Below are 19,268 nucleotides of genomic sequence, written 5' to 3' on the forward strand. Positions count from 1 at the left end.
GCCTACTCCTTCTGCGCGGGCAGCACGGCCCGCATGTAGGCCGCGCGGTCCAGCAGCTGCGCGGCGGCGTCCGCCATATATTCGGTGGCCGGCCGCGCGTACACGGTCAGCGCGACGTTGCCCGCCAGCAGCAGTGCGCAGCAGGCCAGCTTGCGCGGGTCCGGCCGCACGCGAGCGCGCGCGGCGCTGGGATGGTCCTCGTCGAGATGCTCGGCGCCTTCCGGCACCTGCGCCGCCTCATGCGGCAGGCGCCACAGCAGCCGCGTGCCGGTGCGCGACACCGCGATCAGCAGCAGCAGGCTCGACAGCAGCACCACCGGCCACAGCACCGGCATCCACGGCGCCGGGGTCGCGCGCAGGATCATGGCCTTGCCCAGGAAACCCGACAGCGGCGGCAGGCCCACCGCCGCGAGCACGCCGACCAGGTACAGCACCCCGGCCAGCCGCGAGGCCACCGGCGGCGCGCCGTCGTGCGCGGGATCCGGCTCCAGCGCATCGGCCAGCAGGAACAGCCCCGCCGTGCACAGCGTGGTGCTGGGCAGGTAGTACAGCGCGGCGGCCCAGCCGGCTTGCGTCTGCATCGCCACGCACGCCGACAGCAAGCCCACCGACGCTACCACCAGGTAGCTCGTCATCGCGCGCAGCGTGCGGGCGGCCACCGCGCCGATGCCGCCGATCGCCAGCGTCACCAGCGCCAGCGGAAACACCCAGTCATCCAGGAATGGCCCCAGCAAGCCCTGCGCGCCGCCGAACAGCAGCGCGGCACAGCGCAGCATGGCGTAGATGCCCACCTTGGTCATGATGGCGAACAGCGCGGCGACCGGGCCGGTGGCGCTGGCGTAGGCGCGCGGCAGCCAGAAGTACAGCGGGAACAGCGCCGCCTTGAGCGCGAACACGAGCATCAGCATGACGCCGGCGGCTACCGCGAGCGGCAGGTCCTGCGCCGGCAGGCCGGCCAGCCGCAAGCCCAGGTGCGCCATGTTGAGCGTGCCGCCGAGCCCGTACAGCACGCCGATCGCCACCAGGAAGAACGACGACGCCACCAGGTTCAGGATCACGTAATGGAACCCGGCGCCGATGCGCGCGCGCCCGGCGCCGTGCACCAGCAGCGCGTAGGAGGCGATCAGCAGGATCTCGAAGAAGACGAACAGGTTGAACAGGTCGCCAGTCAGGAAGGCGCCGTTGAGGCCCATCAGCTGGAACTGGAACAGCGCGTGGAAATGCCGGCCCTGGCGCGCGGTGCCGTCGCCTGCCGCGGCCAGCGCCGCGACGGCCAGCACCGCGGTCAGCGCCAGCATCATGGCGCCGGTGCGGTCCAGCTGCAGCACGATGCCGAACGGCGCGGCCCAGTTGCCCATCGCATAGACCTCGATGGCGCCGCCTGCCGCGTGCTGCATCAGCATGATGGCCACCGGCAGCAGCAACAGTGTCGCTACCGCGCACACGGCGCGCTGCGCGCGCAGCGCCTGCGCCGGCATCGCCGTCAGCAGCGCGCCGGCGAACATCGGCAACAGGATGGGGAGCAGCACGGCGTGGTTCATGGGCGTGGCCCCCGCGTTTGATCGTCGCCGTCCGGGTCGTGCACCGGGGCGCCTTCCGGCTCGCCGGCGGCATCGACATGGTCGCTGCCGGTCAGTCCCAGCGAACGCAGTGCCAGCACCACGGCAAACGCCGTCATGCCGAACGCGATCACGATGGCGGTCAGCACCAGCGCCTGCGGCAGCGGATCGGCGTAGCTGGCGCCGGGCACGATCACCGGCGGACGGCCGATGGACAGCCGGCCCATGCCGAGCAGGAACAGGCTGACCGCATACGACAGCAGCGTCAGGCCCAGCACCACGGTGAAGACGCGCTCGCGCAGCAGCAGGTAGATGCCACAGGCAGCCAGGATGCCGATCGTCACGGCATAGAGGGCGGCCATCAGTCGTCCTCCGTAGCGCGCGCGGGCGGCAGGTTGCGCACCCCAAGGTGCGAGACGATGACCAGCGTGGTCCCGGTCACGGTGCAGAACACCCCAAGGTCAAAGATCATGGCCGTAGCCAGTTCGATTTCGCCGATGCCCGGCAGGTGGAAATGCCCGAACGCCGTCGTCAGGAACGGGTAGCCGAAGGCCAGGCTGCCGAGGCCGGTCAGCCCCGCCAGCACGATGCCGGCGCCGGCAATGGCGCGGTAGTCCGGCGCGATGCGCGCTTCGGTCCAGCGCACGCCGTTGGCCACGTATTGCAGCAGCAGCGCCACCGACGTGGCCAGCGCCGCGATAAAGCCGCCGCCGGGCAGGTTGTGCCCGCGCAGCAGGATAAAGACCGCCACCAGCAGCGTCAGCGGCAGCATCAGCCGCGCCAGCATGGCGAGCAGCAGCGGATGCGCCTGGCTGGTCCACGGCAGCCCGTCCGGCGCGGCCGACGGCGTCGGCAGGCGCATGCCCTTGAGCAGCGCCTGCACCGCCAGGCCGGCAATCAGCAGCACGCAGATCTCGCCCATGGTATCGAAGCCGCGGAAGTCCACCAGCAGCACGTTGACCACGTTGTGGCCGCCGCCGCCCGGCACCGCCTGCTCGACATAGAAGGCCGATACCGGGTCGAACGGGCGCGTCATCACCGCGTAGGCTGCCACCGCCAGCAGCGTGCCGCCGCCCAGTGCCAGCATCACGTCGCGGATGCGGCGCGCAGGGCCGCCCTGCTCGGCCGTCTCGCGCGGCAGATAGAACAACGCCAGCACCAGCAGCAAGACCGTCACCACTTCCACCGACAGCTGCGTCAGCGCCAGGTCCGGCGCCGAGAAGCGCAGGAACACCAGCGACACCATCAGCCCGCAGCCGCTGAGCAGCACCAGCGCCGCCAGCCGCTGCCCGCGCGCGGCCACCACGGCAAGCGCCAGCACCGCCAGTATCGCCAGCGCCGCGGCGCCCATCGGGTCGAGCGCGCCGGCCGGGACGGTGCCGGCGAGCGTGTCGAGATCGGCCAGGAACCACGCCGGAATCGCCAGCAGCGCCAGCAGCATCCAGGCGATATAGCCCGGCAACGAGCCGCTCTCCAGCGCGCGCGTGATCGCGGTGGCAATGCGCTCCAGCGCGCGCATGCCGCTCTCGAACGAGCGGCGCGCGTTCAGGTGCTCGAGCGACTGCTGCCAGCGGCGCAGCGCATCGCGGCGCAGGAAGAACAGCGCCGCGCCGCCGGTCATGGACAGCAGGCTCATCAGCAGCGGCAGGTTGACGCCATGCCACAGGTTCAGGCTGTACGGCGGCAGCGGCGCGCGCAGCGTGGCCAGCGACGCCGCCGCCAGCAGGGTGCCTACCGTGTAGGCCGGCACCAGTCCCACCACCAGGCAGATCACGACCAGGAACTCCACCGGCACCTTCATGAAGCGCGGCGGCTCGTGCGGCGGATAGTTGGGAACGTCGGGCTGCCTGCCGCCAAAGAACACGCCGTAGATAAAGCGCAGCGAATACGCCATCGTCAGCGCGCCGGCCATGGTCGCCGCCGCCGGGATGACCCAGTTGAATTCGCCCAGCAGGCCCTGCGCCAGCGTCTCGCCAAAGAACATTTCCTTGCTGAGGAAGCCGTTGAACAGCGGCACGCCCGCCATTGACAGCGACGCCACGATCGCCAGCACCGCCGTATGCGGCATGTAGCGCGCCAGCCCGTGCAGCCGTTCCAGGTCGCGCGTGCCGGTCTCGTGGTCGATGATGCCGGCGGCCATGAACAGCGACGCCTTGAACACCGCGTGGTTGATGATGTGGAAGATCGCCGCCACCGTGCTCAGCTGGGTATCGAGCCCGAACAGCAGCGTGATCAGTCCCAGGTGGCTGATGGTGGAATACGCCAGCAGCCCCTTGAGGTCGCGCTGCAGCAGCGCCATCGCCGCGCCGAAGATCAGTGTGGCCAGCCCCGTCATGCTGACCAGGTAGAACCAGCCGTTGGTCCCGTCCAGCACCGGGTACAGCCGCGCCAGCAGGAACACGCCGGCCTTGACCATGGTGGCGGAGTGCAGGTACGCGGATACCGGCGTGGGCGCGGCCATCGCCTGCGGCAGCCAGAAGCTGAACGGGAACTGCGCCGACTTGGTAAAGACCGCCAGCAGGATCAGCACCAGCATCGGCATGTAGAGCGGGTGGCGCTGCACGTTGCCGGCCTGCGCCAGCACCACCGACAGTTCGAAGCTGCCGCAGATATGGCCCAGCAGCAGCACCGCGGCCAGCAGCGCCAGCCCGCCGCCGCCGGTGACGGCCAGCGCCATGCGGGCGCCCTGGCGGGCATCGCCGCGCCACGACCAGAAGCCGATCAGCAGGAACGACAGGATGCTGGTCAGCTCCCAGAACACCACCAGCAACAGCAGGTTGCCGGCCAGCACCACGCCCAGCATGGCCGCCATGAACAGCAGCAGCAGGCAGAAGAAGCGCACCGCCGATTCATTGCGCGCCAGATAGTAGCGCGCGTACAGGATCACCAGCAGGCCCACGCCGACCACCAGCAGCGCAAACAGGTAGGCCAGGCCGTCCAGGCGCAGCGACAGGTCGAGTCCCAGCGCGGGCAGCCAGCCCACGCGCCAGGCAAGGCCGTCCTCTGGCTGGTCGAAGACCGCGCCGCGCAGCTGCAGCAGCAGTACCAGCGCGACCAGCGGCAGGCCGACGATGACGGGCGCCACCAGCCGCGGTGCGCGCATGCCGATCACCCAGGTCAGTCCGGCGGCCAGCAGCGGCAGCGCGAGCAGCAGCGGCAGTTCCATGGGCGCCGCCTCAGGCCCGGGCCGGCGCGCGCGCCTGCGCGGCCCGGGACAGGCCGGGGCTGCCCGGCACCGGCGAGACATGGGCAACATGCACGGACAAGGGCCCGGCCAGCAGCGGGCGGCTGGCCAGGCGGCGGGCGGCGGCAACGCTGTCGGGCGATCCGTCCATCGCGAGTACGACGACTGTCATGGGCAGGGATCCAGGATTAACAAGGCAGCGGGCAGGCTGCCCCCTACTTTCCGGATTCTGGGGGTATTGCGCAAGTCATGCGTGGCCTGCTACCGGCTGCACGAAAGAATTCATCGCCCTGCATAACATACTGAAGTCCCGAGAATCGCCCCGGCAATCGATACATGCCCGCTATCGCCCGCCAACAAATGAATATTGGACGCGGCCGCCCCGGCTGACTTAGCCTTGGCGGCAGCAACTGAACCCGATGCCCCCCCGGAGACACCCACCATGAGCAACTTCCTCCTCTACGCACAGGACGGCCACATCGTCACGCTGACGATGAACGAGCCCGAGCGCCGCAACCCGCTGACCGGCAACACCGCGGTGGCTGAGTTCCTGGCCGCGATCGAGCGCATCCATGCCGACCGCAGCGTGCGCGCCGTGGTCATCACCGGCGCCGGCACGGCGTTCTCGTCGGGCGGCAACATCAAGGACATGGAACGCCAGGCCTCGGGCCAGGTGCCGGGCATGGAGATCCGGCAGGACTACCGCTGCGGCATCCAGCGCCTGCCGCTGGCGCTGTTCAACCTGGAAGTGCCGGTGATCGCCGCCGTCAACGGCGCCGCCATGGGCGCGGGCCTGGACCTGACCTGCATGTGCGATATCCGCATCGCTTCGGAGCGCGCGCAGTTCGCCGAATCCTTCGTCAAGCTGGGCATCATCCCCGGCGATGGCGGCGCCTGGCTGCTGCCGCGCGTGATCGGGCTGTCGCGTGCCGCCGAGATGACCTTTACCGGGCAGGCGATCGACGCGCAGACCGCGCTGGAATGGAACCTGGTGTCGCGCGTGGTGGCGCCCGAGGCGCTGCTGCCGACCGCATACGAGCTGGCCGGCCGCATCGCTGCCAACCCGCCGCACGCGGTGCGGCTGGCCAAGCGGCTGATGCGCGAGGCCATGCACACCCGCCTCGACACGCTGCTGGAATTGTCGGCCGGCTTCCAGGCCCTGTCGCACCAGACTGCGGACCACCGCGAGGCGGTGCAGGCTTTCCTGGACAAGCGCACGCCGGTGTTCAGCGGAAACTGATCGCGGCAGCTACGCAACCCGGCTTCAGGCGGATTGCGTTTCCGCCGCCTTGAGCTGGTTGACCAGCGCCACATAGTCGCGCATGGCCTGCTCGCGCTGCAAGCCGCGCCGGGCGGCCCAGGCGTCGTACTTGGCGCGCCCGACCATGTCCATCATGCCCGGGCGGTCGCCGCTGACGTCGCCGACGCTGCCCTGCTTGTAGAGCGCATAGAGCGACAGCAGGGTGTCGTTGTCGGGCGCCTGGCGCAGCGTCTTCGACAACGCGGCGGCAGCCTCGAAGGCCTTTTCGGCCGGGCTTGGCCCTTGCAGCGCCGGCGTGCCGCCGAAGTACGCATCTTCCAGCACCACTTCGTCCGGGAACCACCGTCCCTCCAGCAGCTTGCCGTCGCGCAGCGCAAACGCCAGCACGCCCTGCGAGGCCAGCGTGCCGCTGCGCAAGGTCGCAGCCACCACGGCCATGCCGGTGTTGAGCACCGGCGCGCCGAACGCGGTGAACGCCAGCCCCGCATCCGCCCACTCGCGCAGCCGCGCCAGGCCACGATCGCCACGATAGACCCCGCTGGTCCGGTTGGCGCCCGGCTGGAACCACGCAAAATCGCCCTTGCCGCGCGCATACAGCGCGGCCAGGTCGCCCTGCTCCAGGTCCGCGCGCGCCGCCGCCAGCAGCCCGGTCATCTGGTCCGGCGTCATGCGCGCATCGTCGCGCTCCGCACCCGCCATGCCAAGCGACGTGCCCACGCTGGCCTCGAAGAATTCCAGCACGTTGCGCGCCACCAGCTCGCGGTCATTGTCGACGCAGACCATGTGGTAGCTGTCTTCCAGCACCAGCATGCGCGCCTGCCCGGCACGCTTGCCCTGCCCGATCTGCTCGACCAGGAAGTTGGCGGAGCGCAGGCTGGTCAGCTCGTCCAGCCGCGCGTGGACCACCAGCGTGGGGCAGGCAATGCGCTGCAGCCCCTTGCGCACGTAGCCGCGCAAGCGATCGACTTCGCGGATGCACGCCAGCGGCACCCACTGGTAGTGGAAGTTCTCGCCGCGCGCGAACTTGGCCTTGACGATCTCGCGCAGCTGTTCGTTCTTGATGCCGAACGGCTCTTCCTCTTCCACCTTCATCCGGTTGGGAACGCCTGGAATCCGGTACAGCAGCGGGCGCAGGCTGCGATACCATGGCGTGGCCCAGCCGTCGATATAGACCGGCGGCGCCAGCGCCACCAGCCGGCCCCTGGTGTGCTGCTCGCGCTTGACCGTTTCCACCGCCAGCAGCGCGCCCATGCACATGCCCATCACGTGCAGCGTTTCATGCTGGTCGATGATCTCGCGGTATTTGGCGCGCACCGCCTCGAGCCAGTCCTCGGCGCGCACGCCGCACAGGTCTTCGGGTTGCGTGCCGTGTCCCGGCAGCGTCAGGGAGTGCGTGACAAAGCCGGCGCGCTTGAGGCGCTTGTGCATCGAGCCCAGGTCATACTGCGTGCCGCCCAGGCCGTGGATCAGGAACACGCCCGGGTCAGACATGCGCGGGCTCCGCGCCGGCACGGCGCAGCAGTGCCGCCACCTGCTCTACCTTGCCGTCCGCGCCGCGGATGCCGGCCAGCCGCTCGTGCACGCGCAGGCGGCCGCTGCCCGGCAGCGTCACGGCGTATTCCTGCACGCTGTCGGGCGCATCGCCGCGCGCCACGGCGGACCAGGTGGCCTGCACCAGCCCGCGGTCGGTGGCGTCGATATGGTCCAGCCATTCGTCGACGCTGTTGACGTCGCGGATCGTGTCGCCGAGCAACGCCGCCGCGCCCTCGCTCCATGTAGCGCGGCCGGTGACCGCGTCATACTCGACGCTGGCCACGCCCACCGCCTGCAGCGTGCGCGCATAGCGCAGGCGCCAGGCACGCGCTTCCTCCAGCGCGGTGCGGCGGCCCTCGGACAATGCGCGGCCGAGCAGCATCACCAGCGCCCAGACAATGACAAAGCCTTGCACCTCGACCACCGCTTCGCCCGGAAAGCCTTCGATGACGTTGAACGGGCCGGCGCCGGCCGCGGTGCGGTGGATGATCAGCAGGCAGCCCAGCAGCGTGGCAATGGCACCGCCGCGCGGTCCCCACAGCAGCGCGGTGGCAAGCAGCAGCGGCATCGGCACGTAGGCCAGCGTGGGCGCAAGGCCGCCGAAGCGCTGCGCGGCGTTGTCCGAGAACACCGCCAGCACCGCCACGATAAAGACCACGAAGGCCAGCCCGCCGGCCGCGAACTGCTGCATCGGCATGCCGCCCGAGCGCCGCACGCGGAAGCCGCGGAACGCCACCGCCAGCGGCCCCACCAGCAGCAGCCCGGCCGCGGTGGAAAAGGCCCAGGCGCGCCATTCGACCGGCAGGTCCAGACCGGGCCGCTGCCAGCGCCACAGCTCGACCGCCAGCGAAGCGCCCAGCGCCGAGCCGACCAGCGCCCCCGCGATCAGCAGCGTGGCTCCCGGCGGGCTTTGCGGATCGCGCCGGCCATAGGTGGCGATCCAGCCGGCGGTGCCCAGGCTGATGACCTCGATCAGGCCGAAGGCGACCGCCCCGCGCAGCGGCAGGCCGTGCGTGGCCATGCCCCACCCTGCCAGCGCCAGCCCGGCCCCGGCCAGCACCGCTGGCCATGACCAGCGCGCACAGACCAGCAGCGCGGCAAACGTGACGCCGCTGCCGAGCCAGACCGGCACGGCCTCGGTCGACGCATGCGCCAGCGAGCGCGACACCACGCCGGCGACGAGTACCAGCACGGCGACGATTGCCGCCAGGCGTATCTGCTGCATGGCACACCCCCAGGAGGCTGGCTGCGACGGGTTCCCGACGTCCTTGTTTGTGACTCAGGATAGTCGCCAGCCCGCCCGGGGCCAAGACAAGTCACCCCGCCTGGCGGGGCGCCGGAACGTCAGCCTGACACCCCGATGGCCCCCTCCACGTTGCGCACCAGGCTGACCAGCCGCGGGCCGATGTCTTCCTCGATCTGCTTGCTCTGCGGGCTGAACACCGGCACCGACGCGGCAAAGATCCACGCTTCGCCATCGCGCCGTGCGCGCATCGGCACGGCAACGGATTCCACCTCGCGATGCAGGTCGCGATGGCCGCGGCAGAAGCCGTGCTCCTGGAGGTCGCGCGCGGCATCCTTTAGGCGCTGCTGCAGCCAGTCAGCGCGGGCCGGATCGGCGGCGCGCAGCTGGGCCAGATACGCCTCGCGCTCGGGCTCGGGCATCAGCAACAGGTAGCCGCGGCCCGAACCGGTGCGCGAGATCGAGACCCGGGTACCGACCTCGGGCCGGAACACATGGCTGCCCACGCCCTGGGCGATCTCGACGTAGGTCATGGCGTTGCCGTTGCCGACGATCAGCTCGACCTGTCCGGCGATGTGGTCGGCCAGCTCCTGCATGGCCGGCCGCGCCAGCTGGCGCACCGTCATTCGCGCCAGCGCGGGCGCGGCCAGGTTGACCAGCCCGACCCCCGGCACGTAGCGCGACAGGCGATCCGAATAGTGCAGCAGGCCCAGTTCGCACAGGGTGTCGAGCAGGCGGAACAGCGTCGGCTTGGCCAGCCCGGTGCGCTCCATCAGCTCGCGGCTGCTCAGCTCCTGCACCGTTGGCGAGAAGCAGTTGAGGATCGAAACGCCCCGCGCCAGCGCGCTGACGAGGCGCGACTCGCCATCGGCATCGGCGGCCGGCGGGGTCAGGGAGGCATGTGCTTCATTGGTCATAACCGGGCCTTCGTCTGGATTTTTTTGATACCAGCGTCTCAAAACCCGGATGTTGCCCTTCGTTGATTCCGAAGTCAAACACAGGATTTTGAGTTTACATGGCGAATTTCCGACGCGAGAATTCCGATTCATCGTATTGGACGATCACTTTTTGAAACCGACGTCTCAATATCCCAACTCAACGATTCATCAACGACTCGCAACCGCTGCACCAGGAGACACCCTCATGCAACAAGCCGTCATCGTCGACGCCATCCGCAGCCCGATGGGCCGCTCCAAGCCGGGATCGGCCTTTACCGAGCTGCATGCCACCGAACTGCTGGCCCAGGTGCTCAGGGGCCTGGTCGAACGCAACCAGCTCGATCCCGGCCTGGTGGACGACGTCATCACCGGTTGCGTGACGCAGGCGGGCGAGCAGTCAGCCGGGCCGGGCCGCGTGGCCTGGCTGGCGGCCGGCTTCCCCGACCACGTGCCTGCCACCACCATCGACCGCAAGTGCGGTTCGAGCCAGCAGGCGGTGCACTTTGCCGCGCAGGGCATCATGGCCGGCGCCTACGACATCGTCATCGCCTGCGGCATCGAGTCGATGAGCCGGGTGCCGATGGGCTCGGCGCGCATCGGCCAGAACCCATATGGCCCGTCGATGGAAGCGCGCTACGCGCCGGGTCTGGTGTCGCAGGGCGTTGCTGCGGAGCTGGTCGCGGCCAAGTACGAGCTGTCGCGCCAGGACATGGACAACTACTCGGCCCGCTCGCACGAACTGGCTGCCGCGGCCCGCGAGAGCGGCGCCTTCCGCCGCGAGATCCTGCCGATCAGCACGCCCAACGGCGTGGTCGAGCATGACGAAACCATCCGCCCCGGCACCTCGGTGGAAAAACTCGGCACGCTGCAGGCCTCGTTCCGCAACGACGAACTGAGCGAGCGCTTCCCGCAGATCGGCTGGAACGTCACCGCGGGCAATGCCTCGCAGATCAGTGACGGCGCCTCGGCCATGCTGCTGATGAGCGAAGCCATGGCGCAGCGCCTGGGCCTGAAGCCGCGCGCGCGCTTTGTCGCGTTCGACGTCTGCGGCGACGATCCGGTGATGATGCTGACTGCCCCGATCGCGGCCAGCCAGCGCGCCATCAGGAAGAGCGGCCTGGCGCTGGACCAGATCGACCACTACGAAATCAACGAAGCCTTCGCCTGCGTGCCGCTCGCCTGGCAGAAGGCGCTGGGCGCCGACCCGGCGCGCCTGAACCCGCGCGGTGGCGCGATCGCGCTGGGCCATCCGCTGGGTGCGTCGGGCGTGCGCCTGATGACCACCATGCTGCATGCGCTGGAAGACAGCGGCCAGCGCTACGGCCTGCAGTCGATGTGCGAGGCAGGCGGCATGGCCAACGCCACCATCATCGAACGCCTGTAACCGCCTGCGTCGTTCCCGCGCAGGCGGGAACCCAGTGACTTTTTCCTAGGAGACACCCATGAAACTCGAAAACATGTCCGCCGTCGTCACCGGCGGCGCTTCCGGCCTGGGCCTGGCCTGCACCCGCCGCCTGGTGGAGCGCGGCGTCGGCGTGGTCATCGCCGACCTGAACGAAGAGCGCGGCAACGCGGTGGTGGACGAGTTCGGCGGCAAGGTCCGCTTCGTCAAGGCCGACGTCACCGACACAGAGCAGATGAACGCGGTCTACGACGCCGCCGAGGCCATCGCCCCGCTGCGCGCGCTGATCCACTGCGCCGGCCTGGGCGCGCCGGTGCGCGTGGTCGAAAAGGACGGCTCGCCGGGCTCGCTGGAAAAGTACGAGTCGGTGGTGCGCATCAACCTGATCGGCACCTTCAACGCGCTGCGTTTGGGTGCCGCGCGCATGGCCAGGAACGAAATGGTGGACGGCGAACGCGGCGCCTGCGTGCTGACCGCCTCGGTGGCCGCCTATGAAGGCCAGATCGGCCAGATCCCCTACAGCTCGGCCAAGGCCGGCATCGTCGGCATGACGCTGGTGGCCGCGCGCGACCTGGCGCAGCGCGCCATCCGCGTCTGCACCATCGCCCCGGGCCTGTTCGACACGCCACTGCTGGCGAAGCTGCCGGAGAACGTGCGCACCTCGCTGGGCGCGATGGTGCCGCACCCGGCACGCCTGGGCGCGCCGGACGAGTACGCCTCGACCGCGCTGCACATCCTGGAGAACCCGATGCTCAACGGCGAGACCATCCGCCTGGACGGCGCCATCCGCATGGCCCCGCGCTGAGCCGCCCTCGATCACCATCCAGCACTCCCCAATGGCCTTCTTGACCAGGACATCTGCATGAGCGACACGCTGCAACTAGAGACCCGCGGCAATACGCTGCTGATCACCATGAACCGGCCCCAGGCGCGCAACGCCATGGACTTCGAGACCGCGACCGCGCTGGCCGCCGCGATCGACCAGCTGGAAAGCCGTGACGACCTCGCCGTCGCCATCCTGACCGGCGCCGGCGGCACCTTCTGCTCGGGCATGGACCTGAAGGGCTTCCTGGAAGGCAAGCGCCCCAGCCTGCCCGGCCGGGGCTTCGGCGGGCTGACCGAGAAGCCGCCGCGCAAGGTGCTGATCGCCGCGGTGGAGGGCTATGCGCTCGCCGGCGGCTTCGAACTGGCGCTGGCCTGCGACCTGATCGTCTCGTCGAAGGCGGCCAAATTCGGCCTGCCCGAAGTCAAGCGCGGCCTGGTTGCCGGTGCCGGCGGCCTGATGCGCCTGCCACGCCGCGTGCCGTACCACATCGCCATGGAATATGCGCTGACCGGCAACATGCTGGGCGCCGAGCAGGCGCATGCCTACGGCCTGATCAACCGCCTGACCGAACCGGGCGAAGCGCTGCAGGGCGCGCTGGCGCTGGCCGGGGAAATCGGGGCCAACGGCCCGCTGGCGGTGGCGGTGAGCAAGCAGATCGTGGCCGAGTCGGCGGACTGGAGCAACGAGGAGATGTTCGAGCGCCAGCGCCCGCTGATGGCGCCGGTGTTCACCTCGGCCGATGCGCGCGAAGGCGCCGCGGCGTTTGCGGAGAAGCGCAAGCCGGTGTGGACCGGCAAGTAAGGCGGGAGCAAGCCATGCCGTCGTCGCGCCTTTCGCCTGGACGGCCGGCCGCAAGCCGGCGGGTCAGCCTGGACTAGCGCGGCGCCGGGCCGCCTTCGGCAAAGCGGAAGGCGGCCCGGCCCAAAGCCAAATTGACACGATGCAGGCTGCCGCTTACCCTCGGCCTACCCTGCGGTATATTCAGCGCATGCTTAACATGCCAGGCGCCGCCGCGGGCACATAACGATAATGACAATCCCGCGAGACGACCATCGTGCCTGCCTCCACCGCGCCTTCCCGCCTGGAAAGCCTCCGCCCGGCCCTGCCGATCCTGCTTGGCGCCTCCCTGATGCTCAGTCTGGCCATGGGCCTGCGCCAGAGCCTGGGCATCTTCATGCCGCCGCTGACGCGGGACATCGGCATCTCGGTCTCCGACTTCACGGTCGCCATCGCCGTGCAGAACCTGGCCTGGGGCCTGCTGCAGCCGCTGGCTGGCGCATGGGCCACGCGGATCGGCTTCCGGCCCCTGATGCTGGCCGGCTCGCTGTCGTATGTGGCCGGGCTGGTGCTGCTGGCGACCGCGCAAGGCATGATCGGCGTCACACTGGGCGCGGGCGTGGCGATCGGCGCTTCGATGGCCTGCACCGGCAGCGCGCTGGCGATGGCGGTGGCGGCACGGCCGGTGCCGGCGGCGCTGCGCAGCACGGTGCTGGGGCTGGTGTCGGGGGCCGGCTCGCTCGGCGCGCTGCTGGCCGCGCCGATCGGGCAAATGGTGACGCAGGCTTACGGCTGGCGCGCCGGGCTGGCCGCGTTCGTGCTGCTGGCGCTGGTGATGCTGCCGGCGGCCTGGATGGCGGGGCGCGTGGACAAGCTGCCGTTGCCCGCGTTCGGCGGCGCCGACCAGAGCAATGCGCGGCAGGCGCTGGGCACGGCGCTGCGGCACGCGCCGTTCATCGTCATGGCGCTGGCGTATTTCGTCTGCGGCATGCAACTGGTCTTCCTGACCACGCACCTGCCGTCGTACCTGGACATCTGCGGCATGGACCCGATGCTCAGCGCACAGGCGCTGGGCGTGATCGGCGGGTTCAACGTGCTCGGCAGCATCTTCTTCGGCTGGGCCGGCGGGCGCTTCAACAAGCTGATGCTGCTGGGCGGCATCTATACCGTGCGCTCGCTGGCGCTGACCTGGTATTTCTCGTCGGCGCCCACGCCGGGCAGCACGCTGGTGTTTGCCGCGGTGATGGGCTTCCTGTGGCTGGGCGTGGCGCCGCTGGTGTCGGGCTGGATCGCCGAGACCTTCGGCCTGCGCTGGCAGGCGATGCTGGGCGGCGTGGCCTTCTTCAGCCACCAGATCGGCAGCTTTACCGGTGCCTTCGGCGGCGGGGTGGTCTATGACGCGCTGGGCTCGTACACCGTAGCCTGGCAGGCGGGCGTGGCGATGGGGCTGGCGGCCGGGATCGCGCAGATCGTGTTTGCGGTGGCGACGCAGCGTCGGCCACCTTTGATGGCGACGTCCTGAGGGCACCGCTCCGTCCGCCGCCGTATCGAGGCGGGATCACGCACGAATGCGGCCTGCACCCCGAACGGGGGATGTGCAGCCGCTGCCGGGCAATTAGGATAAATACCGAGCGGTCCTCTAGCGGATCCTCAGGCCTTTGCGGCCCGCGTTCGCGCGGGCCTTTTTCTATATGGGCCGGCAGCCGCACGCGGCGCAGGTAAGAATCGCCCGCGGTTGTAAATCTGCCTGCCAGTCTGCCTGTCAGTGCCTGCCGGCACTCAGCGGGCGTGGCGGCGCCAATGCCACAGCGCGAGGCCGGCCAGTCCGGCCGCCACCGCCGCGCCGGCAATGCGAAGCTGGCGCATCTGTTCCGGCGAGGTCCAGCCGCCCTGGACGTCCATATGTCCCAGCGAGGCATGGAACAGGTTGCCGTCGGTGACCGGTATCTCGTGCGCCCCGCTGAAATGCCGATGCAGGATGCGGCCGTACGCCCGTTGCAGCAGGCCTGGCGCCAGCAGGTTGGCAACGCGCGCCAGCCTTGCGACCACGCCTACCGTCACCGCCTGCGAGGCCGGCGCCGCGACCGCGCGCAGCACCGCGCGCAGCACCGCACGCGCGACCGCGCCGGCGTCGACCAGCGGCCGCGGCGGACGCAGTGCCTTGCCGGTGTAGTTGGCACTGTGGCGCATGCCCGGCGTGTCGGCGGTGGCCGGGAAGATGTCGCAGATGCGGATCTGCGGATAGTCGACCAGCTCCGCGCGCAACGCCTCCGAAAAGCCGCGCAGCCCGAACTTGCTTGCCGTATACGACACGCCATATGGCGACGGCGCCCATGCGCCCAGCGACACGATATTGACCAGCACGCCCTTGCGCGCCGCCTTGAAGAACGGCAGCACCGCATGCGCGCCGTGCAGGTAGCCCAGCAGGTTGATGCGTACCACCTGCTCATGCGCGGCCACCGGTGTTTCGTCGAACAGCCCAACCGCGCCGACACCGGCATTGTTGACCCAGACATCGATGCCGCCGTCGCCGAACTCCGCCGCACGCTCGGCCAGCCGGTGCATGGCCGCCGGCTGCGTGACGTCGCCCGGGACGGCCAGTGCCCGCGCGCCCAGTTCGCGGCACGCCGCGGCGGCGCGCGCCAGCGGCGCCTCGCCGCGCGCGCACAGCACCACGCGCGCCTGGGCACGCGCGAACGCCAGCGCGGTGGCCAGCCCGATGCCGCTGGAAGCGCCGGTGATGACAACAGTAAGCGGTCGGGTCGGGTGCATGGCGAACCTCTTTTAGAGTTAACGGCGTAATCCCGCAGGAGCAGCAGGTTCCGTTCCAGCGCGGAGGCGCTGGAATGCAACTTGCCTGTCTGCCTGGGGACCGACCACACGGCCGGCCCACGCGGCCGGTATGGCGTGCCGGCCCCCTGGAACCTGCACAAGGAGCCCTGCCATGATCTCGACCGAACAGGAAATCCTGGTGTGCGGCCCGGAAAACGGCCGCTGGCACCTCGAAATGCGCACCGGCAACGCCGCACCGGAGCGGCTCGCCGGCGAGTTCGATTCGCCCGACATGGCCATCGCCGGCGCCCAGCAGGTCTATCCGTCGATTCCGGTGCGCGTGACCGATATCTCCGGGGCGCCGGCACCGTCGGCCCCCGCGCATGGAGGATCGCTGACCGACTATCACTACGGCGGCCACAGCGCGACCCAGGACGAGAAGCTGACCGGCCGCGCGCATCCGTCGAGCGACACCTCGCAGCCGCCGCCGGGTCCGCACCCTTACCAGGCCACTGATCTCGGCAACCTGCCGGAAGGCACGCCGCGCCACGGCATGTACGGGGTCGCGTCCACTCCGGCAGAGGCGGAGGCGGCCGACCGCAAGGACGAGGCGACACGGCGCCACCCCGGCTCGCGCGACGCCGAAGACTAGGCCAGGGCGACGCCACGGCGGGCGGCACCACGTACAATCCTGGTTTTCCCTTCGCCCCGCCGCCCTGCTGCCATGACCACCCTCGGAACGCCCCTTTCCCCCTCTGCAACCAAAGTGATGCTGCTCGGCTCCGGCGAGCTGGGCAAGGAAGTGCTGATCGCACTGCAGCGCCTGGGCGTCGAGACCATCGCCGTCGACCGCTATGACAATGCGCCGGGCCAGCAGGTGGCCCACCACGCGCGCACCATTGCCATGAGCGACCCGGACCAGCTCAGGGCGCTGATCGAAGCGGAGAAGCCTCACCTGGTGGTGCCCGAGATCGAAGCCATCGCCACCCCCATGCTGGAAACGCTGGAAGCCGCCGGCACCGTGCGCGTGATCCCCACCGCGCGCGCCGCGCGCCTGACCATGGACCGCGAAGGCATCCGGCGCCTCGCCGCCGAGTCGCTCGGCCTGCCCACCAGCCCGTACAAGTTCTGCGATTCGCTGGAAGAACTGCAGGCCGCCATCGATGGCGGCATCGGCTATCCGTGCGTGGTCAAGCCGGTGATGAGCAGCTCCGGCAAGGGCCAGAGCAAGATCGACGGCCCCGAGGGCGTGCAGGCCGCGTGGGACTACGCCATGGCCGGCGGCCGCGTCAGCCACGGCCGCATCATCGTGGAAGGCTTTATCGACTTCGACTACGAGATCACGCTGCTGACGGTGCGCGCCATCGGCGCCAGCGGCCAGGTCGAGACGCAGTTCTGCGCGCCGATCGGGCACGTCCAGGTCAGCGGCGACTACGTGGAAAGCTGGCAGCCGCAGCCGATGCACCCCGCCGCGCTGCAGAAGGCCCAGCAGATCGCGCAGGCCGTCACCGCCGACCTGGGCGGCATGGGCCTGTTCGGCGTGGAACTGTTCGTCAAGGGCGAGCAGGTCTGGTTCAGCGAGGTCAGCCCGCGCCCGCACGATACCGGCATGGTGACCATGGCCACGCAGCACCAGAACGAATTCGAGTTGCATGCGCGTGCCATCCTTGGCCTGCCGGTCGATACCTCGCTGCGCAGCCCCGGCGCCAGCGCGGTGATCTACGGCGGCGTGGACGCGCAGGGCGTGGTGTTCGACGGCGTGGACCAGGCGCTGAGCGTGCCGCAGACCGAGGTGCGCCTGTTCGGCAAGCCCGAGAGCTTTACCAAGCGCCGCATGGGCGTGGCGCTGGCCTATGCGGACGATGTTGACACCGCCCGCACCCGCGCCAAGGAAGCCGCAAGCCGCGTGCGTCCGCGCGCGGTGGGCTGATACCTGAAGGAGCGGAAGGCGTTACAGCACGTGACTGCCCGCGGCGGCATGGGCGGGCGGGTGCGGTGCCGCCACCTGCGCGGCAGCGTGCGCCGCGGCCAGCACCGGCGCCATGCGCACGCCGCTCAGGTCGGCACCGGACGGGGCCTGGTACAGCCGCAGGCCCAGTTCCGGCAGGATCGCCAGCAGGTGGTCGAACACATCGCCCTGGATGCGCTCGTAGTCCATCCACGCCGTCAGCGCGGTAAAGCAATAGATTTCCACCGGGATGCCCTGCGAATCGGGCTCCATCATGCGCACGTTGAGCAGCAGGTCGTGGTGGATTTCGGGATGCGCCTTCAGGTAGGCGATGCCATACGCGCGGAAGGTGCCGACATTGGTCAGCCGCCGCCGGTTCACCGGGTCATTGCCGGCGGCAATCAGCAGCCGGTTGGCCTCGTCGACCTTGGCCTGCTTCTCGGCCAGGTAGTCGTGCAGCAACTGGTACCGCATCAGCGCATGCACTTCGTCGTCTTCCAGGAAGCGCACGCTGCTCGCGTCGATGCGCAACGTCCGCTTGATACGGCGCGCGCCGGACTCGAACATCTGGCGGTAGTTGCGGTAGCTCTCCGAAAACAGCTTGTAGGTCGGCACCGTGGTCACGGTGTTGTCCCAGTTCTGCACCTTGACCGTATGCAGCGCGATGTCCTTGACGTAGCCATCGGCATTGCATTGCGGCATTTCGATCCAGTCGCCGATGCGCAGCATGTCGTTCGAGGTCAGCTGCGTGCTGGCCACCAGCGACAGCAGCGTGTCCTTGAACACCAGCAGCAGCACCGCCGACAACGCCCCCAGGCCGGACAGCATCCACAGCGGCGAACGGTTGATCAGGATCGACAGCACCAGCACCGCGCACACCAGCCCCAGCCCGAGCCGCCCCACCTGGATATAACCCTTGATCGAGCGCGTCTGCGCGCGGCGGCTGCCGGCGTAAACGTCCTGCCACGCGCCCAGCACGCCGCCCAGCATCAGGAAGAAGCAGACCCACAGGCTGGAATGGGCCAGGCGCTCCACCAGCAGCGCATAGCGGCCCATGTGCGGCACCTCGCCGATGCCGACGGTGATCACCGCAAAACCCACCGCATAGCCGAAGCGCCGGTACGCGCGATGGCGCGTCAGCGCCTTGCTCCAGGGCCCCTTGCCCCAGACCGTCAGCACGCGATGGGCGATGCGCGACATCACATGGCCGAACAGCCATTGCGCGACCAGCGCGATCAGCACCAGCACCACCAGGTACAGCGTGATCTGCGCCCAGGGATGGGCCGGAATACGTTGCTGGAACAGCTCCAGCAGGGCATCGAAACTCATAAGGGGCGAAGTCAAGCCAGTGGTTCGGCCGGATAGTGTACAAAACGTGCACGCCCCTTCGTAAAACTGCGATCCCAGGACCCACCAGGACCCACCAGGCCCCCCTGTGTCCCGCGGCCCTGCCCTCGCTCAGGCAGGCAGCAGCTTCAGCCCCCCGATCCCGACAAAAATCAGCGCGATCAGCGCCAGGCGCATCGGCGCGGCGCTCTCCCCAAGGAACAGGATCCCGATCACGGTGACCCCGATCGCCCCGATCCCGGTCCATACCGCGTACGCCGTTCCCACCGGCAGGTGCCGCAAGGCCGCACTGAGCAGGAAGATGCTGGCCAGGGCGGCCCCGATCCCCAGCACCGTCGGCCCCGGCCGCGTCCATCCGTCCGTGTACTTCAAGGCGAGCGCCATCACGATCTCGATCAGCCCCGCCAGCACCAGCAGCATCCACGCCATTGCCTTTTCCTGTTCCCTGATTGCCGCCCGGCGACCATTGCCGGGCCCG

Annotated in this window: 17 protein-coding genes; 7 read left to right on the forward strand and 10 right to left on the reverse strand. The window is 69.6% G+C overall.

Annotation, left to right across the window (positions count from 1 at the left end; all coding sequences use genetic code 11):
• Positions 1–2: 2 nt before the first annotated feature.
• From E0W60_RS19120 to E0W60_RS19135, 4 genes are read right to left on the reverse strand one after another with little or no spacing between them, the layout of a single operon-like run.
• The gene (locus tag E0W60_RS19120) at positions 3–1,541 is read right to left on the reverse strand and encodes a monovalent cation/H+ antiporter subunit D (protein WP_135705263.1); all 1,539 of its coding nucleotides are present in this window, start codon (positions 1,539–1,541) and stop codon (positions 3–5) included.
• Positions 1,538–1,921: a Na+/H+ antiporter subunit C gene (locus E0W60_RS19125; protein WP_135705264.1), complete on the reverse strand. Its 384-nt coding sequence runs from the start codon at positions 1,919–1,921 to the stop codon at positions 1,538–1,540. Before E0W60_RS19125 ends, E0W60_RS19120 begins: the two co-directional genes overlap by 4 nt.
• On the reverse strand, positions 1,921–4,725 hold the full coding sequence (locus tag E0W60_RS19130) for a monovalent cation/H+ antiporter subunit A (protein WP_135705265.1): 2,805 nt from the start codon (positions 4,723–4,725) through the stop codon (positions 1,921–1,923). The genes E0W60_RS19125 and E0W60_RS19130 overlap by 1 nt, the downstream gene beginning before the upstream one ends.
• Before the next feature lie 10 nt (positions 4,726–4,735).
• Positions 4,736–4,915, reverse strand: a complete 180-nt coding sequence (locus E0W60_RS19135) for a hypothetical protein (protein ID WP_135705266.1) — start codon at positions 4,913–4,915, stop codon at positions 4,736–4,738.
• A gap of 270 nt (positions 4,916–5,185) precedes the next feature.
• Here E0W60_RS19135 and E0W60_RS19140 point away from each other — a divergent pair, with 270 nt between their 5' ends.
• Positions 5,186–5,983 carry a crotonase/enoyl-CoA hydratase family protein gene (locus tag E0W60_RS19140; RefSeq protein ID WP_135705267.1) on the forward strand — a complete coding sequence of 266 codons (798 nt, stop codon included), beginning with the start codon at positions 5,186–5,188 and terminating at the stop codon, positions 5,981–5,983.
• 24 nt (positions 5,984–6,007) lie between these two features.
• Here the strand turns inward: E0W60_RS19140 and E0W60_RS19145 are convergent, their stop codons facing one another.
• From E0W60_RS19145 to E0W60_RS19155, 3 genes are all read right to left on the reverse strand, one after another.
• Complete coding sequence (locus tag E0W60_RS19145) at positions 6,008–7,495, reverse strand: acyl-CoA-binding protein (RefSeq protein ID WP_135705268.1); 1,488 nt, start codon at positions 7,493–7,495, stop codon at positions 6,008–6,010.
• Entirely contained in the window at positions 7,488–8,762 is a 1,275-nt protein-coding gene (locus E0W60_RS19150) for an MASE1 domain-containing protein (RefSeq protein ID WP_135705269.1), read from the reverse strand. Before E0W60_RS19150 ends, E0W60_RS19145 begins: the two co-directional genes overlap by 8 nt.
• A 119-nt stretch (positions 8,763–8,881) precedes the next feature.
• Positions 8,882–9,697 carry an IclR family transcriptional regulator gene (locus tag E0W60_RS19155; RefSeq protein WP_135705270.1) on the reverse strand — a complete coding sequence of 272 codons (816 nt, stop codon included), beginning with the start codon at positions 9,695–9,697 and terminating at the stop codon, positions 8,882–8,884.
• 226 nt (positions 9,698–9,923) lie between these two features.
• Between E0W60_RS19155 and E0W60_RS19160 the strand changes: the two genes are divergently transcribed.
• The 4 genes from E0W60_RS19160 to E0W60_RS19175 all read left to right on the forward strand — a co-directional run bounded on the left by E0W60_RS19160 (position 9,924) and on the right by E0W60_RS19175 (position 14,245).
• Positions 9,924–11,102, forward strand: a complete 1,179-nt coding sequence (locus E0W60_RS19160; protein ID WP_135705271.1) for a thiolase family protein — start codon at positions 9,924–9,926, stop codon at positions 11,100–11,102.
• 58 nt (positions 11,103–11,160) lie between these two features.
• Positions 11,161–11,925 carry an SDR family NAD(P)-dependent oxidoreductase gene (locus E0W60_RS19165; RefSeq protein ID WP_135705272.1) on the forward strand — a complete coding sequence of 255 codons (765 nt, stop codon included), beginning with the start codon at positions 11,161–11,163 and terminating at the stop codon, positions 11,923–11,925.
• Between the two features lie 57 nt (positions 11,926–11,982).
• Positions 11,983–12,747, forward strand: coding sequence for a crotonase/enoyl-CoA hydratase family protein (locus E0W60_RS19170; protein ID WP_135705273.1), 765 nt, complete (start codon positions 11,983–11,985; stop codon positions 12,745–12,747).
• A 253-nt stretch (positions 12,748–13,000) separates the two neighbouring features.
• Positions 13,001–14,245, forward strand: coding sequence for an MFS transporter (locus tag E0W60_RS19175; protein WP_135705274.1), 1,245 nt, complete (start codon positions 13,001–13,003; stop codon positions 14,243–14,245).
• 257 nt (positions 14,246–14,502) lie between these two features.
• Here the strand turns inward: E0W60_RS19175 and E0W60_RS19180 are convergent, their stop codons facing one another.
• Entirely contained in the window at positions 14,503–15,495 is a 993-nt protein-coding gene (locus E0W60_RS19180) for an SDR family oxidoreductase (RefSeq protein ID WP_135705275.1), read from the reverse strand.
• Positions 15,496–15,667: 172 nt separating this feature from the next.
• Between E0W60_RS19180 and E0W60_RS19185 the strand changes: the two genes are divergently transcribed.
• Both E0W60_RS19185 and purT read left to right on the forward strand, forming a co-directional pair.
• Complete coding sequence (locus tag E0W60_RS19185) at positions 15,668–16,147, forward strand: hypothetical protein (protein ID WP_133096172.1); 480 nt, start codon at positions 15,668–15,670, stop codon at positions 16,145–16,147.
• 72 nt (positions 16,148–16,219) lie between these two features.
• The gene (gene purT / locus E0W60_RS19190; RefSeq protein WP_133096173.1) at positions 16,220–17,425 is read left to right on the forward strand and encodes a formate-dependent phosphoribosylglycinamide formyltransferase; all 1,206 of its coding nucleotides are present in this window, start codon (positions 16,220–16,222) and stop codon (positions 17,423–17,425) included.
• Between the two features lie 21 nt (positions 17,426–17,446).
• Here the strand turns inward: purT and E0W60_RS19195 are convergent, their stop codons facing one another.
• Together E0W60_RS19195 and E0W60_RS19200 are read right to left on the reverse strand one after the other, a co-directional pair.
• Complete coding sequence (locus E0W60_RS19195) at positions 17,447–18,772, reverse strand: mechanosensitive ion channel family protein (protein ID WP_133096174.1); 1,326 nt, start codon at positions 18,770–18,772, stop codon at positions 17,447–17,449.
• Between the two features lie 129 nt (positions 18,773–18,901).
• Positions 18,902–19,219 carry a DMT family transporter gene (locus tag E0W60_RS19200; RefSeq protein WP_029045934.1) on the reverse strand — a complete coding sequence of 106 codons (318 nt, stop codon included), beginning with the start codon at positions 19,217–19,219 and terminating at the stop codon, positions 18,902–18,904.
• Between the last annotated feature and the right edge of the window lie 49 nt (positions 19,220–19,268).

It is taken from the genome of Cupriavidus oxalaticus, assembly GCF_004768545.1.
Classification (GTDB): Bacteria; Pseudomonadota; Gammaproteobacteria; order Burkholderiales; family Burkholderiaceae; genus Cupriavidus; species Cupriavidus oxalaticus_A.